Annotated in this window: 11 protein-coding genes; 4 read left to right on the top strand and 7 right to left on the bottom strand. The window is 61.2% G+C overall.

The features are described 5' to 3' along the window. The first annotated feature begins 37 nt into the window (after positions 1-37). A complete protein-coding gene (locus VSP_RS07675; protein ID WP_009959818.1) occupies positions 38-1759 on the top strand; it encodes an NADPH-dependent assimilatory sulfite reductase hemoprotein subunit in 1722 nt (573 codons plus the stop codon). 439 nt (positions 1760-2198) lie between these two features. On the opposite strand, the gene VSP_RS07665 is transcribed toward VSP_RS07675, so the two are convergent. From VSP_RS07665 to VSP_RS34430, 4 genes are all read right to left on the bottom strand, one after another. Next, positions 2199-4733 carry a tetratricopeptide repeat protein gene (locus VSP_RS07665; protein ID WP_009959816.1) on the bottom strand — a complete coding sequence of 845 codons (2535 nt, stop codon included), beginning with the start codon at positions 4731-4733 and terminating at the stop codon, positions 2199-2201. Between the two features lie 24 nt (positions 4734-4757). Further along, positions 4758-5240, bottom strand: coding sequence for an ExbD/TolR family protein (locus VSP_RS34440; RefSeq protein WP_009959815.1), 483 nt, complete (start codon positions 5238-5240; stop codon positions 4758-4760). A gap of 105 nt (positions 5241-5345) precedes the next feature. Next, positions 5346-6233, bottom strand: coding sequence for a MotA/TolQ/ExbB proton channel family protein (locus VSP_RS34435; protein ID WP_009959814.1), 888 nt, complete (start codon positions 6231-6233; stop codon positions 5346-5348). Positions 6234-6300: 67 nt separating this feature from the next. Continuing rightward, a complete protein-coding gene (locus VSP_RS34430) occupies positions 6301-6855 on the bottom strand; it encodes a HupE/UreJ family protein (protein WP_009959813.1) in 555 nt (184 codons plus the stop codon). A gap of 280 nt (positions 6856-7135) precedes the next feature. On the opposite strand from VSP_RS34430, the gene VSP_RS07645 reads away from it, so the two are divergent. The 3 genes from VSP_RS07645 to VSP_RS07635 are packed head-to-tail and all read left to right on the top strand — an operon-like array spanning position 7136 to position 10520. After that, a complete protein-coding gene (locus tag VSP_RS07645) occupies positions 7136-8173 on the top strand; it encodes an IS630-like element ISVsp12 family transposase (protein ID WP_009959040.1) in 1038 nt (345 codons plus the stop codon). Then, a complete protein-coding gene (locus tag VSP_RS34425; RefSeq protein ID WP_009959812.1) occupies positions 8173-9288 on the top strand; it encodes a sialidase family protein in 1116 nt (371 codons plus the stop codon). The genes VSP_RS07645 and VSP_RS34425 overlap by 1 nt, the downstream gene beginning before the upstream one ends. Next, positions 9285-10520 carry an AGE family epimerase/isomerase gene (locus tag VSP_RS07635; protein ID WP_009959810.1) on the top strand — a complete coding sequence of 412 codons (1236 nt, stop codon included), beginning with the start codon at positions 9285-9287 and terminating at the stop codon, positions 10518-10520. The genes VSP_RS34425 and VSP_RS07635 overlap by 4 nt, the downstream gene beginning before the upstream one ends. An 852-nt stretch (positions 10521-11372) precedes the next feature. Here the strand turns inward: VSP_RS07635 and VSP_RS07630 are convergent. From VSP_RS07630 to VSP_RS07620, 3 genes are read right to left on the bottom strand one after another with little or no spacing between them, the layout of a single operon-like run. Next, positions 11373-12329 carry a hypothetical protein gene (locus tag VSP_RS07630; RefSeq protein WP_009959809.1) on the bottom strand — a complete coding sequence of 319 codons (957 nt, stop codon included), beginning with the start codon at positions 12327-12329 and terminating at the stop codon, positions 11373-11375. 48 nt (positions 12330-12377) lie between these two features. After that, entirely contained in the window at positions 12378-14768 is a 2391-nt protein-coding gene (locus tag VSP_RS34420; RefSeq protein ID WP_009959808.1) for a hypothetical protein, read from the bottom strand. 11 nt (positions 14769-14779) lie between these two features. After that, positions 14780-18844 carry a DUF4175 family protein gene (locus VSP_RS07620; RefSeq protein WP_009959807.1) on the bottom strand — a complete coding sequence of 1355 codons (4065 nt, stop codon included), beginning with the start codon at positions 18842-18844 and terminating at the stop codon, positions 14780-14782. Between the last annotated feature and the right edge of the window lie 5 nt (positions 18845-18849).

The following is an 18849-nucleotide window of genomic DNA, read 5'->3' as shown; positions in this document are numbered from 1 at the left end:
TCCAACCCCTTCCCGCCAACCTGCGGCATCTACGCCAATGTCTGAAAAGAAACTGTCCGCCAACGAAGGCATCAAAACCCGCTCCAACTACCTGCGCGGCACCATCGCGGAGGGTCTGGCCGACCTTTCCACCGGCTCCCTCTCCGAAGACGACCAGCAGCTCATCAAGTTCCACGGCAGCTATCAGCAGGATGACCGTGACCTGCGCCCGGACCGCCGCAAGCACCGTCTGGAGAAGGCTTATTCGTTCATGCTCCGCATTCGCGTGCCCGGTGGCGTGTCCACCCCGCACCAGTGGCTTGAGACCGATCGCATGGCCGATGCCTATGCGAACGGCACGATCAAGCTGACCACCCGCCAGGCCTTCCAGCTTCACGGGATCATCAAGACCAACCTGAAGCGCACGATCAAGGAGATCAATGACGCGGCCATGGACACCATCGCGGCATGCGGTGACGTGAATCGCAACGTGATGTGCAACCCCAACCCCTTCCTCTCCAGCGTGCATGAGGAAGTGATCAAGGCCGCCCGCGACATCTCCACCCACCTGACACCCCAGACGGGGGCCTATCACGAGATCTGGCTGGACGGTGAAAAGGTGAAGAGCAGCGAGGAGGATGAAGAACCCATCTACGGGAAGACCTATCTCCCCCGCAAGTTCAAGATCACCATCGCCGTGCCCCCGAGCAACGATGTGGACATCTTCGCCAACGACCTTTCATTCATTGCCATCGTGGAAGAAGGCAGGCTGGTCGGCTACAACGTCGCCGTCGGCGGAGGCATGGGCATGACCCATGGCAACGAGGCCACCTTCCCACGCATCGCTGACGTGATCGGCTACTGCCCCGCTGACAAGGTGGTGGACGTGGCGGAAAAAGTGGTGCTGGTGCAGCGCGACTTCGGTGACCGCACCGACCGCAAGCACTCCCGCCTGAAATACACGATTCAAGACCGCAGCCCGGAGTGGTTCCTTTCCGAGCTGAACAAATACCTCGGGTACGACCTCGAACCCGTGCGTCCGTATGAGTTCAAGGACAATGGGGACCGCTACGGCTGGGTCGAGGATGAGCGTGGCAACTTCCACTACACCCTCTTCGTGCAGGGTGGGCGCGTACTGGACACCCCCGGCTACCCCATGCGCACGGGACTGCGCGAGATCGCCAAGATCCACGACGGCGACTTCCGCCTGACGGCAAACCAGAACCTTCAGATCGCCAACATCTCCGCCAAGAAGCGCGCTGAGGTGGAAGCCCTGCTCGAGAAGTACGGCATGCACCAGAGCCATGAGCGCAGCGCCCTCCGCCTCGCCTCCATCGCTTGCGTGTCTCTGCCAACATGCGCCCTCGCCCTTGCAGAAGCCGAGCGCTATCTGCCGGATGTGCTCACCACTCTGGAGGAGACATTGGAAGATGTGGGCCTGCGTCATGACTCAATCACGATTCGCATGACCGGCTGCCCAAACGGTTGCGGCCGCCCCTTCATCTCGGAGATCGGCTTCGTGGGTCGCGGTCCAGATCGCTACAATCTGTATCTGGGCGGTGGTCATGCGGGCCAGCGTCTGAGCAAGCTGTATCGTCAGGACGTGGCCGCAGAGGATATTCAAGCCGTACTGGCCCCCATCTTGAAACGCTACGCCACGGAGCGAAACGAGGGAGAGCACTTCGGTGACTTCGTCATCCGCGCCGGCTACGTGCAGGCGACGGTGCAGGGCGATGACTTCCACAAGAACATCAAGGACGAAGCCTATCTCTCAAGCTAGGTCGTCGTTCTCAAGTATCAGACTTCGAAGCCCTCATTCGCCTTGGTGCGGATGGGGGCTTTTTTTCAGCGTGGGGTTGCAGGTACAAGCTCGCGACAGTGATCCTCCGCTCATGACTTTCGATGCTCGAACCTCAAAAGGTCTCCCAAAAGCGGCGATTCTCGCGCGCACTCCAAAGCGACTTCGTCGCCAGGTGGTGAACGTTCAGCGATCGCAGCTCGTCCTTCACCCTCCGGCATCGCAAGCCCTCAGGACCCGCCCTCTTGCCCACCTCGCACAACACCTGAGCGCGCAGCGCTTTTGGGACTGCGGCGAGCATCGCCGCTTTGGTGGACCTTGTGAGGAAGCGCCATGACAAAGCCGAGCAGGGTCTTTCACGACAACTCTCGCCACCAACACACTACAGGCAAGCGACTCCTGCCCGCAGCTCCCCCCACCCTTACACTTCCTTGTCCTTGATCCGGCCCTTCGGCACGAAGTTCGGGTACTTGGTTTTGATCTGCTCTCTCAGGGAATTCGCCTTGTCTTTTTGCCCCAGCTTGTCCAGAGCATCAGCCGCCTTGTGAGCGGCTTCCGGAGTGATCTCGGGATCGACAAAAACCTGGCTTACCACGACGTAGTTACCCGCAGCCTTCTGCCAGGCGGCCTTGGCACCGTCGAGATCACCTGTGGGGGCAGCCACTTCACCACGTGCCATGAAGACATCCCCCTGCAGCAACTGCAACTGGGCATGCAGGCGGCCTTCCTTCATGATCTGCAGGCCTTCAATGGCACAGGCATCGGCCTCGTCCAGGCTCTTCTTGCCCAGCAGGGCATGGCCTTTGGTGAGCAGCGCCTTGGCCCTGCTCGCCCCTTCGGGAGTCTGCGCGAGGTAGAAGTCGAGAGCACGGATGGAAGCGTCGTAGTTGCCATTCTCCAGTTCGGCCATGCCGAGGTAGTTCCAGACAATGCCCTGGGTGCCGGATGGATTGTCAGGCGTGGTCGCCTTCACCAGGTACTTGGCAGCAGCTTTGAAGTTGTCCCGCTTGAAGTAGCGTTCCCCCAACCAGGCCAGGATGGCCGGGGAGACGCTCGCCGTCTCACGCGCCTCAAAGTACTTGTCAATCTCCTTGGAAACACCGTCCACGTCTTCGCGCAGCGTCTGGCAGGAGATGAGCAACTGGCTTGCCTCATCAAGATACTTCTTGGGGTCCAGCTCAATCGCCTTGCGCAGGGGCTCCAAGGCCTTGCCATAACCTTCGCGCGTCTTGAGATCGAAGTATCCGCGACCGATACGATACCAGCACTCGGCTGCTGCCGGAGTTGCCGGGAATGTCTTCACCAGCGTCTCAAAGTCTGCGATCATCCCCGGCAGATCACGCAAGCGGGACTTGATGTCACCGCTCTGATAGTAGGCCATTTCCAGCGCCGGATGCCCGCGGAAGTCCTTGATGATCACCGTGAAGTCCGCCAGCGCCTTGTCGAAGGACGGAATGCCCTTGAAAGCAATCCCGCGCTGGGCGAGTGCCACCGGCAGGTTGGCATCCTTGGGAAACTCCTGGATGAACATCGTCAGGGTGTTCACGGCATCCGTGTACTTGCCCGCCTCCGCCTCGGCAAAACCCTTCTTGTAAATCACCGTGGCACGCACCTTGTTTGGCACTTTGCTCACGTCCAACCCCGCAAACGCGGCGGCCGCCTGCACGTATTCGGCCTTGCTGAACCACCAGTCTGCCCGGATGAGGCGGGACATCAGAAGGTACTCATGCCCCGGGAACTTCGCCGCGTAGCGTTCCTCGAACCGCTCCGCGAAGGTGGGCATGTCCTTGTCGTTCAGCTGGAAGAAACACACCAGCTTCTGATAGCCGGCCTCGAGGGCCTCCTTCGTGTCGGGATGGTTCTTCTCGATCACCAGGAAGGTGTCCACCGCCTGGCGGTACATCTGCTTGTTCTTGTAGGCATTGCCCACGATGAGCAGCATCTTGCCCTGGAGATCCTCGGGCGCCACCACGGTGGCATTCTTCGTGTAAGTGTCGATGGCCCCGTCGTAGTCGCCCTTGACATAGTTTCCTTGAATCAGGCCATACACGGCAATCCCCTTCTTGTCAGATGGCAGGTCCTTCAGCGCCAGGGAGCGTTCGAAGTTCTTGAGCGCCTGCGCCGGCTTGTTCGTCTCGTTGTAGAGCAGGCCGGAGCGGATCAGGGCGTCGCCCAATACCTTGTCATCCTTGGCGTCACCGATGATCTCCAGATAGGCGGCGATGGCATCTTCCTTTTTGCCCAGCTCGGTGGAGCCCAAGGCCACTTCTTGAAGGGCAAACTCACGATTTTGCAAATCGCCGCCCTTCACTCCGGCCACCACCTTGAAAGCCGTCAGCGCCTTTTCCTTCTGATTGGAGTACTTGTAGCAGAGCGCCTTGTTGAAGACGGAACCCAGCTTGAAGTCCACATTGGTGCCCAGCTTCTCCGCGATTTCGAAGTAGGTGGCCCCTTTGGCGTAGTCCTTCGCGTTGTAGGAGAACATGCCCATGCGGTAGGCCGCCAAGCCCGCGCTGTCGGTGCGCGGGAAACGGGTCAGCACCTCATTGTAGCAGCGCTTGGCGTCGTCGTTCTGCTTGGTCTTGTAGTAGCATTCACCCAGACGGAACCAGGCCTCGGCCCCATGGCGACCCAGCGGGTAGGTCGTCACGTAGTCCGTGTAGGGCTTGATGGCCAGCTTGTAGTCCTGCTGGTTGTAGGTCAGCGTCGCATAGTCGTACAGGTCCTCATCTGGTCCGGGCACTCTGCCTGGATCTACCGCAGGCGTGGCTCTGGGGGGTGCCTGGGGTGTCTCCACCGGGATGGCTCGGGGAGCAGCCGGCTCCGCAACGGGAACAGCACGTGGCACCGCCTGCCCCAACGCGGTGGCTTGGAATCCCGTCGAGCCCATTCCCACCCCCATGGCGAGGCTGGCAATGACAAGACCGGTGGAACGTACCAGGGCTGGGGCTTTCATGAAAATTCTGGAAATTTACGCGCGCTACAAGGCGGTGGAGGCAGCTGCCGAGGGGGCCGGTGCCGACGGCGGCGCACCGCCCGGTGCATCAGATTCTGGTGGTCGCGTCGCAAAAGACACGTTCCAAATGCCTGCTTTCTGGCAAACATCCAAAACATTAATGGTGAACTTGTAGAGACTATTCTCGTCACTGCGCAGGATCACGGCCTGATCCTTCTGGATGCTCGCGATCAATTTGAGTTTAGTCAGGAGCTGTTCTGCCGTCAGCGTCTGCCCCTCCATGAGGATGGTGCCGTCCTTTTTGACATTGATCACGATCTCTCCGTAGGTTCGATCAGTGTTCTCCTTGCCCTCCTCAGCAGCAGGCACAGCGATCTCGATTTCCGTCTCCTGCTTGGCGAAATTCATCGTGATAATGAAGAACAGGAGAAGGAGCAAAAGGATGTCGATCAGGGGAGCCAACTGTAGCGGAATGGGCTCAATCTTGCTGACGTTGCGAAATTTCATGCGTTCGATCCTTTTTGGGGGCACCGCAGGCGGCACCAGGCTTCAAGTCACCTCGTTTGTTACAGAACCTGCACGGGGATGAGCCCGGCCGAGCCAGGAAGCTGGTCAGAGCGCGGGAATCTCCGTATGAGCTCCATGCCCGGCGGAGGCAGCAGCCGAGCGGGATGCAGCGGCGCGAGCCGCCCGCTTGTACTGGGCGGAAAGCAGGGCCATGAGATGGGTGCTGGCAGACTCCAGTTCCGACACAAGGCGCTGGGCCTTGCCGCGCAGCATGGCGTAGATCATGAGAGCGGGAATGCCGATGATGAGACCTGCCGCCGTACAGAAGAGAGCTTCATACACCCCGGTAGCCACGCCCACGGCCTGGCTGCCCGCGAACTGGGTGTGAGAGATCTGGTTGAAGGACGTGATCAGACCGAAAACCGTGCCCAGCAGCCCCATCATGGGGGCGATGGAGCCCACATCACCCAGGTAGGAGATGCGCTGGAGGATCAAACTCGCCTGACGGCTGCCTTCCGCCTCGGTCACTTCCCGCACTTCATCGAAGCTCGCAGTCGGGTTCTTCGTGGCAAAATCCAGGGCCTTGGCCGTCACGCGGGCCACACACTCATTGCGGCGGTTGCAGACGGCCAGCAGGCCCAAGTAGTCCTGTTTGCGGATCAGGGCGTCCGCCGAGTTCATGAAGGCATCGCTCACCACGGCATTTTGACGGATGGTGAACCCATTGAAGAAGATGAGCGCCAGCGTGAAAAGCGAGAGCAACACCATGGGGTAAAACAACAACCCCATTTTGTGTTTGATATTGCCGATCCCGCCGTCCAGAGCGGACGGCTGCGCGCCCGGAGGACTCGTACCCGGTGCCGACGAAGTGATCACTGGAGCGGTCGATCCAGGCTGGCCGCCCCCGGGTGACTGGGCCTGCAAAGAAGCCAGCGGCAGACCAAGCATCAGCCACAGTACGGAGAGGGTCAAAAGGACGTTTTTGGGACGCATCGCCCGGCAAAATATGGGCATCCAAGCGTTTTGCAAACCTTTACCATGCGGCAGCGTGAGACTGTGCTCAGGCGGACATTCGCATGACAGCCCAGGTTAACCCCAGAGCTCCAATGGCCAGCGAGCCAGGAACAGTGACCGCCCTCCGATACCAGCCGCGCTCCCAAAACTGGCCGAATAACGCAAATGCCACAGCCAGAACCGCTAGCTGTCCCAGTTCCACCCCCAGGTTCAGGCCCAGCACTGCCACCAGCGGATCATTCAGAGGGATTCCTGACTCCACAAAAGCGCCGGCAAACCCGAATCCGTGGACCAGACCAAACACGACCACTACCAGCGGTCGCCAACGGCTCAAATCTCTCAAAACGAGATTTTCCACCGCGATGAAGGCGATGCTCAGGGCGATCAGGATCTCTACCGGGCGATCCGGGAGGGTCACCAGACCACAGAGCGCCAGGGCAAGCGTGAGAGAATGAGCCAGGGTGAAAAGAGTGACCTGCCAAAGCAAGGCCCCAATCTCCCGGCACATCAGAAAGAGCCCCAGCACGAACAAGACGTGGTCCGGCCCTTCCGGCACGATGTGCTGGAAGCCTGAAATCAGGCAGTGGAGGAAGGTTTCCATTTTTGGGGGACCGGAGCGCTGCAGCTTTCGCCGCAGTCGCCGCAGGCTTCAAGTCGAAGACATCATTTTGATCCTTCTACCTGTATGGGAGTAAGACAAGCAGGCCGAACTTCCCCGATGGCCTCAGGAGATACTATGTTGTCCCATGCGCTTCCCCCTGCTTTCAAGATTTGCCTGCGTCGTCGTGTTCGCCATCGGGCGACTATACTTCTCTGCATGAAGATTTCGGATTCGGTTGTTATGTGGTTGCTAGTAGGTTCGATGGAAGTACTATAGACACATGATCAAGATTGATTTGTGCAGCGAAGACCTTGAAGCTATTGCCGAAGAACTCGACGATCCAGAGATTGACCTGCGGACCCGCCACCGGTTGATGACGGTGCGGCTGCATCATCTCAAGGTCCCACATCAGGCCATTGCCCAGGCGCTCAGCCTCTGCGAGGACACCGTCACCAACTATCTCAAGCTCTACCGTGATGGCGGGTTGGCCGGGCTCTTGGAGGACCGCTATTACAGGCCCACCAGCAGTGTTGCTCCATGGCTGGAGCACATTGCCAAGTCTTTTGAGCAAGATCCGGTCGCCACCTCAGGTGAAGGTGCTGCCAGAATCGAGCAAATCAGCGGCATCCGGCTCTCCGACGCCCAGGCCAGGAGGATCATGATCGGCTTGGGCTTGAAGTTTCGCAAGACCGCCGCGGTGCCCGGGGGAGCAGATGTGCAACTGCAATTTGAGTTCCTTCATGAAGAGTTGCTGCCCCGCCTGGACGAGGCTCAGCAGGGGCGAAGGCGGGTTTTTTTCGTTGATGCCGCCCATTTTGTGCTGGGTTCGTTTTTGGGCATGATCTGGTCTTTCACCCGGATCTTCGTACCCAGCGCCAGTGGGCGGCAACGTTACAACGTGCTGGGAGCCGTGGAGACCCGCGATCATGATTTTGTCAGCATTCGCACCACGGACTCGATCAATGAGCAGGTGGTGTGTGACTTGATCACCAAGATATACGAAACCTATGGAAACGAGCCCATAACCCTGGTGATGGACAACGCTCGGTATCAAAGAAGCCGGCTGGTGGGGGAGGTGGCTGAAGGGCTTGGCATAGAGCTACTCTACCTGCCACCCTACTCACCGAATTTGAATCTTATCGAGCGGGTGTGGCGACTGGTGAAGACTCGATGCTTGAGAAACAAGTACTTTGAGAGCTTTGCGCTCTTCAGGGCGGCAATCGATGAGTATCTTGACTCACTGAGCGAAGCCAATCGCAGATATCTGCAATCCTTGGTAACTGAAAACTTCCAGCTCTTTGAAATCCCGAATTCTTAATGCAGAGAAGTATAGACGCTGCGGATCCGGATCACATTGACGTCTTTACGAAGGGTGAAAGCGGGTACGGCGGCATTCGCATCCCCGCCCTGCTGGTCACGCAAAAGGGCACGCTGCTGGCATTTGCCGAAGGCAGGCGAACCTTGGGCGATCAGTCGGCCAATGACATCATCCTCAAGCGCAGCACCGATGGCGGCTCGACTTGGACGCCCCTGCAGTTGGTGCAGGATGACGGCGATCATTCGTTGAACAATCCCGTGCCGGTGCAGGATGCCCGGACCGGGCGGGTGTTCGTCATGTTCCAGCGCTATCCAGCGGGACTCTCCGAATTCAACAAGGGGCTGCAAACCGGGGTCACGGGCGAGGCGGTGGTGAAAAACCTGCTCACGACCTCTATGGATGACGGAGCCACCTGGTCTGCACCGCAGGACGTCACCGCCGCCACGAAACGCGCTGAAAAGGTCACGACTCTGGCCAGCGGACCGGGCATCGGCATCCAGCTCAGGGCGGGGGCTCACGCCGGGCGGCTTGTCATCCCATTCAATGAAGGCCCCGCTGGTCAGTGGAACGTGTATGCGGTGTACAGTGACGATGGCGGGAAAACCTGGCAGATGGGCAACAACGCGCCGGGAGCCACCGCCCCCAACGCCAAGGGACAAATGGTGAGCCGCGTCAACGAAGTGCAGATGGCAGAGTTGTCTGATGGCAGCGTCATGCTCAACACGCGAGATGAGCACCGCACCTCCGACTGCCGGAAAGCAGCGGTCAGCCGGGATGGCGGAGCGACCTGGTCTGATGTGTATGAAGTGCCGCAGCTCCGCGCCCCTCCATGTGCCGCGTCCCTCCTCCGTTATGATGCCGCGCACCTCCTCTACTCCGGACCTGACAGCGCCAAACAACGTCACCGGGGCACTGTGCATGTGAGCAAGGACGACGGAAAGACCTGGTCCACAAAGAGGCTCCTCGAACCCGGATGGTTTGCGTATTCCATCCTCGCCCGGCTGCCTGACGGCCGGGTGGGCTGCCTCTATGAGACGGGCGAGAAAGGCGCCTACGAAGTCATCCGGCTCGCGAGATTTGAGTTGGGCTGGATCACCGCAGCCCCCGCGCCATGAGCACCCCCACCCTGGCTGACCCGGCTCATCGGGTGCACCTCCGCGAGCTCTATCGACGGACCTTGACTCAAGATGTTCTGCCTTTCTGGCTGAACCACGGTCTCGATCATGAACATGGAGGCATCATCACCTCCCTGGATCGAGACGGCAGCATCCTGGACACGGACAAGAGCATCTGGTTCCAGGGCCGGGCCGCCTGGATGTTCGCGACGTTGTATCATTCCCTCGAACCTCGTCAGGAATGGCTCGATGCGGCGATCTCCTGCGTGGGCTTTCTGGACCGTTACGGCTACAGCGCCAGCGACCGGGGCAAGATGTACTTCACGACCACGCGGGATGGCCAACCGCTCCGCATGCGCCGCTACGCCTTCAGCGAGTCGTTCGCCGCCATCGCCCACGCCGCTCTGGCCCGCGCCACCGGCAGCGACGCCTCGGCCTCCGCCGCAAAGAGTGACTTCGCCAGCTACCTGCACCATGCTTTTGAGCCCGGCGCGGTCACGCCCAAGGTCAATCCCGAGACTCGTCCCATGATCGGCATCGGCCCGCTCATGATCGGCATCGCCACCGCGCAGGAGTTGCGGGCGAATCTGGGGGATCAGTCAATCTCCGGCCGTACGCTTTCAGAATGGATCGATCACTTCATTGGCACGATTGAGAGTCTGTTCTTCAAGCCGGATCTTGCGGTATTGATGGAAACGGTCGCTCCGGATGGCAGCATCATCGATCACTTTGACGGCCGCACGCTGAACCCCGGTCATGCCATCGAGTGCGCCTGGTTTATCCTGCATGAAGGCCGCCTGCGAAATCACCAAACGCGCGTGCAACTGGGGCTCCAGATTTTGGACTGCATGTGGGAACGCGGTTGGGACGAGGAACACGGCGGCCTCTTCTATTTCCGCGATCTGCGCAGACTGCCGGTGCAGGAGTACTGGCACGACATGAAATTCTGGTGGCCCCATTGCGAGGCGATGATCGCCACCCTGATGGCATGGCAGGCAACAGGAGAGCCCAGATACGCCCGCTGGCACCAGAAGGTGCATGACTGGAGCTTCGCCAACTTTCCCGATGCTGAGCATGGTGAGTGGTATGGCTACCTGCACCGGGATGGCACGCCGTCAGTGCGGCTGAAGGGGAATTTGTGGAAAGGGCCGTTTCATCTGCCGCGGATGCTGTGGTTGTGCGGGGAGCTGTTGGGGAATTTAAGTACCGACAATGAACCGACGCCGGAGTGAAGCTCTTCCTCGAAGAGGATGCGGCTACAAGCCCGACGTTGAGAGTTCTGGGAATTTTTCCATACCGGCAGGCCTCCGACATCAGACGCTGAACCGCCATCTCATGACGAAAAGCACCCTTCCACCTGGATGCGAAGCATCTTTGGAGTGCGCGGGAACCGCCGCTTTGGCACCCCTTGTGACGGCTAGAACCATTGGTCATTCGCTGGAACGATTGGAAGCGGGATGTTGGGCGGACGGACGACTTATCAGGGGATTATACGGCAGATGCTTCAGTTAGTGCCTGCCAAGGAACCTGGGGTGGTGAAGCATAGACTGACAGGCTTCAGATGGCCTGTGCCAGGGAAGCTCGGGGAGCGCACGCATCCTGCGTGCTGTTTGCGGCATCTTGCCGCGAACGTCAGTCAGCGCATGACATCAGGTCCGACTGACGTGGGGGTGTTGACGGCGGTGGGGAGAAAGCAGATGCGGTCGGCCTTCCCACCTGATCGTCCTCCGCGGGGGTACCCAACGTTGACTCGCTTAGGGCTCGTCCAACGTTGGGCTGTGTTAGAGATCCCCGCTGGGGATCAGCTTCGATCTGGGGCGGCCGCCTCAAGGTGGTTCCTTGGTGCCCCCCCAAAATGCGCGCCATTTGGTCTGTTCTCCTTACGTCGACAACTACAACCGCCTCTCCCTCCGCACCGGCAGATGAAATAACTCATCCTGCCATTGTTGCCGCCGTCAGCCTGTGTGCTGGCGCGAAGCTGTTCGTAGTACAAACTTTAGTTTGCTCAGTCGATCTGGCGTAACGCGGCCTGAGCAATATAAAGTTTGAACGATCAAATCCCGCAGCATCGACGTCCGCCCCCATCAACTATCCCCCGCCGTCTCATAGATCTTCGCGATCTCCAGCAGCAGCTTCTCCAATTCCGCATAATAAGCATCCGCGGCCATCGTCCCTTTCTTTGCTCTCAACGCTTCAACGCTGCGCTCCAGTTCGTCCCGGTGTTTCCGCACTTCCTCGGTCATCAACGCATCATCGGGACTCAGGAGGAGGCTCCATTGCTTCGCCACCTGTCCATCAGCCGTCTTGCCTTCCGGTGGAGCCTTGGCGGCACGCAGGCCGTCAAACGAATCGGCACGGCTGCCGACTCCGTCACCGTTGTCCTCCAGCAACGCATGCTCTGTGGCCAGTCTTCCCTCAGTCGCAAAGAAGCGGTCCACCTGCTTGGAAGCCCATAAGAACGCCTCCAGCAGAGACACCTGCCCGTCTTGGTCAAGATCCGGCTCGCGAGAGCCACTCACAGCCTCGGCAAAGAACTGGCCAAAGCGGGTGTAGAACACCTCGTCCGCGCTCTTGGTGGCGCTGATCAACACCCGCTTGGGTCCCGCCAGGGACTTCAAGAAGGGGGCGCTGGAGGAGGCGGTCTGGATCACGGCCACCTCACCCACAAGCGGCTTCATCCAGGTCGCCAGCTCCTGCGGGGTGAGATCGGGTCCCCGCAGGTTGAACTTCGCCTCGCGACCGTCAAAGGTGCCGTGTCCGATCAGCACCACCCAGACCGGCTGCTCCGGTTGCTGGGCGGCGGCCTCCACCCATTGTTTCATCAAACTCAAGTCCGGCTTGTCCTTGCTCTCTGAGGCTGTGCCAACCACCTCACAAGCCACGCGGGCCTTCTCGCAGGCCTTCTGCCAGGACTCGGCTTCTTTTTCAAATCTCGGCTTGTATTCCGCCGCGCCTTCCGACCCCATCACCACCAGCACCCGCAGATCTCTCGGCGGAGGCACAGGTTCGGCAGCCACGAGGGTTCCCACAGCAGCAGTCATCAGAAATGGCAAAAGTCGTTTCATCGATCTTTTCAGAAACCTCTATCGTTATCTCCAGCCCTGGCGGCGGCGCAGCCACCATTCGGTGCCCAGCAGGGCCACAACCAGCAGGAGCAGCCACCATTGATTCCAGAGGGGCTCACTGCGAATCTCCATCATCGGCATGGCCGACTGGGGCAGTTCCGCAGCCCACGCCGCGAGTTCGTCAGGTTGCAAAACGCGACCGCCCGACCATTGGGCGATTTTTTCCAGCAGTGGACGGTTGGGGGTGAGCGAGGCAAATTCTGCGGCCGCCGGATTGAGCGCCCATCCCGTCGTGGTTTCGCCCACCACGGCACCGGTGCTGTCCTGCACGGTCGTCTTCACCCGGTAGGCCCCGGCCCGGCTGGCATGGGAGGCAGCTTCAAACATCCCCGCCTCTGCGCTCGAAGGGTCGGCCGCAAGATTGAGTTTGGTGCCGTCCGGTTCAACGATCTCCACCTTCACGCTCGCATCATCCTGGGGTCGGAAGGCCTTGTCCCGCACCCGCACTTGAGGCGTCACCAGTTCATGGGAGCCCCCCGCCGTCACTGGCACTGCCAGATCCACCCGGTCCGTCACATCCACCACCAGCCAGCGCATCATCTGGCGCCAGGCCTTGTCCATATCCGCGTGAGACTCGGGGTCGCGCATGCCCCACCGCCACACATCCCCCACCATCACCGCGGCCACCCGGCCGTTGCCGTAGCGCTGCACCACCCAGGCGGGATGAGTTTTCCTTGAACCGTCCGTGACCGTCGCCAGCACACTGGCCCCAGGCTTGATCGCCGTCGTCTGGTTCACGGAGAAGAAGCCGGGCATGTTGGCCAGTCGGCTCTCCTCATCCCCCTCCACACTGCGCAGGCGCATCCACGGCTCCAGCCAGCCTTCCCGGGTGAGGTTGAACGCGGCATCCTGCACCAGTCCAGCCGGCCCGGCACCCGCCGCATCCAGATAGACCGGCAACATCCGCCCCACCGGGGTGTGATCATACTTGCCCAGGCGGAAGCTTTCCTGCCCACCGAGCATGAGCAGGCTGCCGCCGCGCACACTCACAAACTTCTCCAGCAGATCCATCTGCTCCTGGGTGAAGAAATCTGCCTCCACGTCGTCCAGGATGACGGCACGGAAAGAACCGAACAGCTCCTCCGGGGTTCGCGGAAACCCGTCAGCCAGCTCCTTTTTGTCGCTGATGCCCAGCCGGACCAGCACAGGCTGGTCATACCGCTGGGCCTCCTCCTGGCCCTCGCCACTGAAGCCGCGGAAGAGCGGGTTCGACGTCTCCCCCTCCCGGCCGCGCCACTGGAACTTGGGCTCCCGGCGGGCCATGCGAATGAGGCTCACCAGTTTCACCTCATTGTCCAGCTCCAGCGCCCGGCGCATGAACTTGTATTCCCAGTTCGGGCGCCCGCCCACATAGAGCACCCGGTAGGGGCCAGTCTTCCGGTCCACGGCGATGGTGCGACGGTTGTTCTCCAGCGTGGTCTCCCCTGACGCGGTGGCAAGCTTGCCCTCGTCATCCAGCGAACCCGCCGCTGCCAAGCGAACCACGGTCACGGTATAAAAGGAAAGCCCAGTCTTAGCCGGACGGAACCGGGCCTGAAAGACATGATCCACCGCCCCGGCAGGAAGCTGGTGTTTTTCCGTCACCACGACCTTTCCCGCCTCATCACGGATCACCAGACTGAGCTCCTCCTTGTCGAAACCCTGGGCCGAGACACGGGCGCTCACGGCCACCGGAGAGTCTTCAAATGGCGTCTGGGTGACATCCACGCTCTGCAGGGCCAGATCACGGGGGGCTTCTTTAAAGCCCTGCATCACCGGAAAGACCGGCACTCCCGGTTTGGAGGCCAGCAGCGTCTCCAGCTTCGCTGCGTCCGTCGCATTGCCATCGGTGAAGACCACGACGGCGGCCACGGGTTGTTTTTCAAACCGCTTGAGCAGCGCCTCCAGACTCGTCACCAGGGCAGATCGGGTGGCTCCGAAGCTCCGGGTCGAGAGATCTGCCCGGTCATGCAGCCGGTCGTCGAATGAAAACGCCTGCACGCGAAAGACAACTTCAAGTTGTTTCCACCATCCCGCAGGAGGGACCGCCCCTGCCTCCACTCCCGGAATCATGCCGACGGGCCTCCCCGTAGCCGGGTCTTTCAAGGCCAGACTCGCGCTGTCGTCCGCCAGAATCAGGACATCGTTCTCGCCCTTCTTGGCCGTCTGGGTCACGGACATGGGCTCCAGCAATGCCAGAAGCAGGAGAGCGAAGACGGCGAGCTTGCACATCCAGCCGGCCAGCTTCCGCGACGGATGCGTCGTGGCCTGCCGGTAGCTGTACACCAGCGCCACGAGTGCCGCCAACGCAACGCCCCCGGCCACCCACGGCCAGACGCCTTCCCAACCCTGCCAGACCCAGCCCTTGTGCTCCATGCTCGTGTGAATCAATTGCCTCCCCCGAGTTCAGTGTAATAACGGCGCACCTGCTCGCGAAAGCGGTGCGGCACCGGATCCCGGTCCAGCGGAGCCAGCGGATTGGCGGACTCCTTGCGGGCCAGCTCCTCCATCACCCGGTCCCGCAGCTCGGCCAGCGGCTGAACAATCTGCATGCGCACCTGATCGCTCTGCGGAGGCAGATCGTTGCGGCGGGAGTCCACTCTCAAATTGCGGGCATTGTCCTGCACCCGGGCCGCCTGCTCGCGCAGCTCCTGGGAGGAAAGAGCCTCCTCGACACGGCGCAAACGATCGGCCCAGCCTTCGTAGTTGGCACCCGTGATCGCGCTGTCGTTGGCCAGTTCTTCCGGCTGGTCAAAAAACCACTCGTCACCACCACCGCCGGAATCGCCAGCCGTGGACTCACCTCCCCCGCCACCCGCAGCACCGCCTCCCCGGCGGTTGCCACCGCGTGGCGATCCCTCCGCCACCTGCCCGGGCTGACCGGCACGCTGACCTTGGCCTTGGCCCTGCCCTTGTCCTTGACCCTGGCTGCCTTCAGTTCCGGCCATTTGTCCCTGTCCGGGATTCTGCCCCTGTTGACCTTGCTGCCCCTTGCCCTGACCTGGTTGTTGCCCTTGACCGGGAGTTTGACTTGGTCGTTGGCCGGGCTGCTGGCCCTGGCCCTGCCCCTCTCCTTGCTCATTAGCCGTCATTTGCTGCCCCTTGCCCTGACCCTCACCCTGCGGCTGCCCCTGCCCTGGCTGGCCACCTTTCTCTTGCCCCTGCCCTGGCTGATCTCCAGGTTGTTGGCCAGCCCCTGGCTGCTTGCCCTGCTCACCGGGCTGGGCCTGCGCCGTGCCACCTTCTTTCGAGGGCTCCTTGGATTCTTCCTGGCCCTTCCCCTGGCCGGGCTGACCTTTCTCCTGCTCCTTGCCGGTAGAGGTGCCATCCCCTTCTTTCTGGCCGGCTTGCTCCCCGGCCTTCCCCGCCTGGGCTGTCTTCGAGTTATTTCCTTCCGCCTGCTTCGCTTCGCCCTGAGCCAGGCCTTCCTTCTGTGGCGCCGGTTCGCCCCGGTTGGCATCACGGGAGGCTTCTTCCAGCAGCTTGTCCAGTTCTGCGCGGGCCATCCTCAGGGATTCGGTCTCACTGCCCAGCACGCTTTCAGCGGCCTTGTCCACGCTTTGTTTCAGGTCCTCGATGCCTTTGGCGGCCTTGCGCTCTTGAGCCTGAGCATCGGCCATGCGCCCATACTGCACCTGGTCACGGGCCTCGCCCAGGGCGTCCTCAATGCCCGCTGAGTGGGCCTTGCGCATGGCATCATGTAACGCGGTGGAAAGGAGAGGCTCGGAAGGCTCCGCCTGCTCGCTCAACTGGCGCATCTGCTCCATCAGCTTCTCCAGAGATTCCCGCTGGGTCTCGGCCTGCCTCGACACCTGGTTGGCCTGGAGACGTTCCTTGAGCTCATCCACCTGATCTTTGGACTCCCTGCCTTTCCCCTTGTTCTGGTCCTGGGGAGCAGCCTGCCCGGCAATCTGCTCCGCCAGTTTTTCCTGCTGGCTGGCGAGGTCCGCCGTTTCCTGCTTGAGTTGTTTCATCTCCTCCGCGAACCGGCGGGCCGTGCGCTCACGAAATTCATCGCGCACCTTCTCAAGATTTTCCTGGGCCTTGGTGGCCGCACTGGCGGCACTGCCAGTCTGTTGTTGCGCCAGTTGATCAGCCGCCTCCCGCACCTGTTCGCGGGCCTGGTCCAGTTGCTCCCGCTCCTGGGCCATGTTGGCCTGGTTCTCAGGGCGGTCCATGCGTTCCTTCAGGTCATCCAGATCCTTGAGGAGCTGTTCTTGTTCTTCCTGCAACCGCTTGAGCTGCTGTTCCAGTTCCTGCTTCTGCCCCTCGGTCTTGGCCTGCTGGAGTTGATTCTCCACCTCCTTGATTTTCTCCGCCAGCGCCTCCTGCCGCCGGGCCAGTTCCTTCAGACGGGCCAGCACTTGCAGATTTTCCTGCTGCGCTGCGGTCTTCTCCTCACCCGCTGCTTTTTCTTCCTCGTACCGCTTCTCCTGCTGCTTGAGTTCAAGCTGCATCAACTGGCGCTCCTCCGACTGGCTGGAGGCACCCGAGGACTGCTGCTGTTGATTGCGCATCACGCGATGCTCCCGGCTCTGCGCGCGATTCAAAGCCTCCAGAGCCCGACGCTCCGGAGTCAGGGCCGTCGTATTGGCCTGGAGATCCTTCTTCTCAATGCCCTGGTGCAGCGTCTTCACCGCCTCCTGCATGGCCTTGTGGGCATCCGTCAGAGCCGCCTTCACTTCCTCGTCCTCCGCCTCGCCAATGGCCTCCTCCGCCTGCTGACGCGCAATATCCTGGGATTCATGGAGCACGCCCATGTCCTTCTCCAGCTGGTCAAATTTCTTCCCCGTGCCTGCGGTCCGGACCACCTTCCAGGTGGCATTGAGCACCTCCTTCTGCAGCTTGCCCAGCTTGGTGGCGGGCGAGCCGCCGCCTTCGCCCCCCTCTCCTCCTGGGGGAGGCTCCCCTTCACGGAAGATGTCTTCAAAGTGCCGTACCTCGGCAAAGAACATGTCACTCTGCGTGCGCCGTATCTGGCCGCCTGGGGCCGCGTCTTCTGCCCACACATAGTAGGAGAGCAACTGCCGCGGCTCGGCCTTTAACGCCTCCATCTCCATCAAGGTCTTGAGCTCGTGGTGCTTCTTGCCCTCCAGCTTGTCACCCGCCAGCAGCACCTCGCGCTCCTGGTCCCCGAGCATGAAAACTGCCCCGGCACGACGCACGCCCAGATCGTCCCACACCTTCACCTCAAGCGGCATTTCCTGAATGGGTGAAACCGCCAGATCCCGCTTCGGGAAGACGATCTCCACCTTCGGCGGCTGGTCGGACAGAATATTTACCTTGAACCATGGCGGCTGCTTGTTGGAGCGTTCCTGAGCATCCACCAGATGCAACCGGTACTTCTGGGTCGCTTCGGGCGTCATCGTGCCTTCCAGCACCAGGGGATCATCCTTCGCAGGCACCAAGGGCACACTCTTCTTGTCTTCGCCATAGAGCTCTGCCTGGGCCACAGGCTTGTTCACCTTGATGCGAAACTTCACCTGGGAGCCTTCCAGTGCGGTGACGTTTTGCGTCTTTTTCACATCCTTCACCGGCTGGCCCGAGTAGGCTGGCGGCGTGATGACCGCATCCGACTGCACCAGCTCGGGGTGAACATAGGTGGTGATGCGAAACGCGGGGGACGACTGCTCTCCATAGGCCACCCGGTAGAAGCAGTCCTTCTCCACCTTGGTGATCACTCCACCGAAGGCCGAGGCTTCAACTCCCGCCTTCATCGGCACACGCTGGAGTTCCTGTTCGCCAGCGGCATCCGTGCTCACCACGACGGCCGCATTTAAAGGCACGCCGCCCTTGAAGCGGGCTTCCACCACCAGGCGCGTCCCACGCTCCACCTCCACATCGCCCGGGCGCACCTCCACCTCGAACTTGGCCGCCGGGGTCCCGGCGGGAACTTCAGGCGGCGCCAGCGCCACCACAGGGGTGGGGCGCAGTCCGGGCAGCAGCATCAATGCCTGCATCCCTACCAGCACCAGCAGGGAGATCATGCCCAGACTCTTCCACCACAGCACCTGCTGGCGGCGGCGTTTGCCCATCCAGTCGTGCGCGATCCCATGCCGCACTGCATCCTTCACCACCTTCTCATGCAGATAGCGGGAAAGCGCCACATCGTCCGGCTTCTCCAGCGCCGTGAGCAGCGCGGCCTGCAGCTCGGGATGTTCTTCCTCGATCCCCCGCGCCAGTTCCAGCAAGTCCACGGGGCGGCGGGAAATCCACCACCAACCGCCGGCGGCGCAGAGCACAAACCCCGCGTACACGGCGAGCGGCACCATCACGCGGCTGGAGCCGCGCAGCTCCGGCAGGGGCAGCAACCCCAGCCAGAAAAGCGCCAGGGCCGCCACCGCGACAGCACACATCGCAGCCAGAAACTTGTACCCACGAACCGTGCGCTCCGCCTCGATGAGAGGTTCGAACCGCCTGGCGAGCAAGTGGGGGACAGAGGGCGTTTTCATGGCGT

The sequence above is a fragment of the Verrucomicrobium spinosum DSM 4136 = JCM 18804 genome, assembly GCF_000172155.1.
Lineage (GTDB): Bacteria > Verrucomicrobiota > Verrucomicrobiia > Verrucomicrobiales > Verrucomicrobiaceae > Verrucomicrobium > Verrucomicrobium spinosum.
Note: the sequence above shows the minus strand (reverse complement) of the source record. Positions and strands in the feature narration are given on the sequence as shown.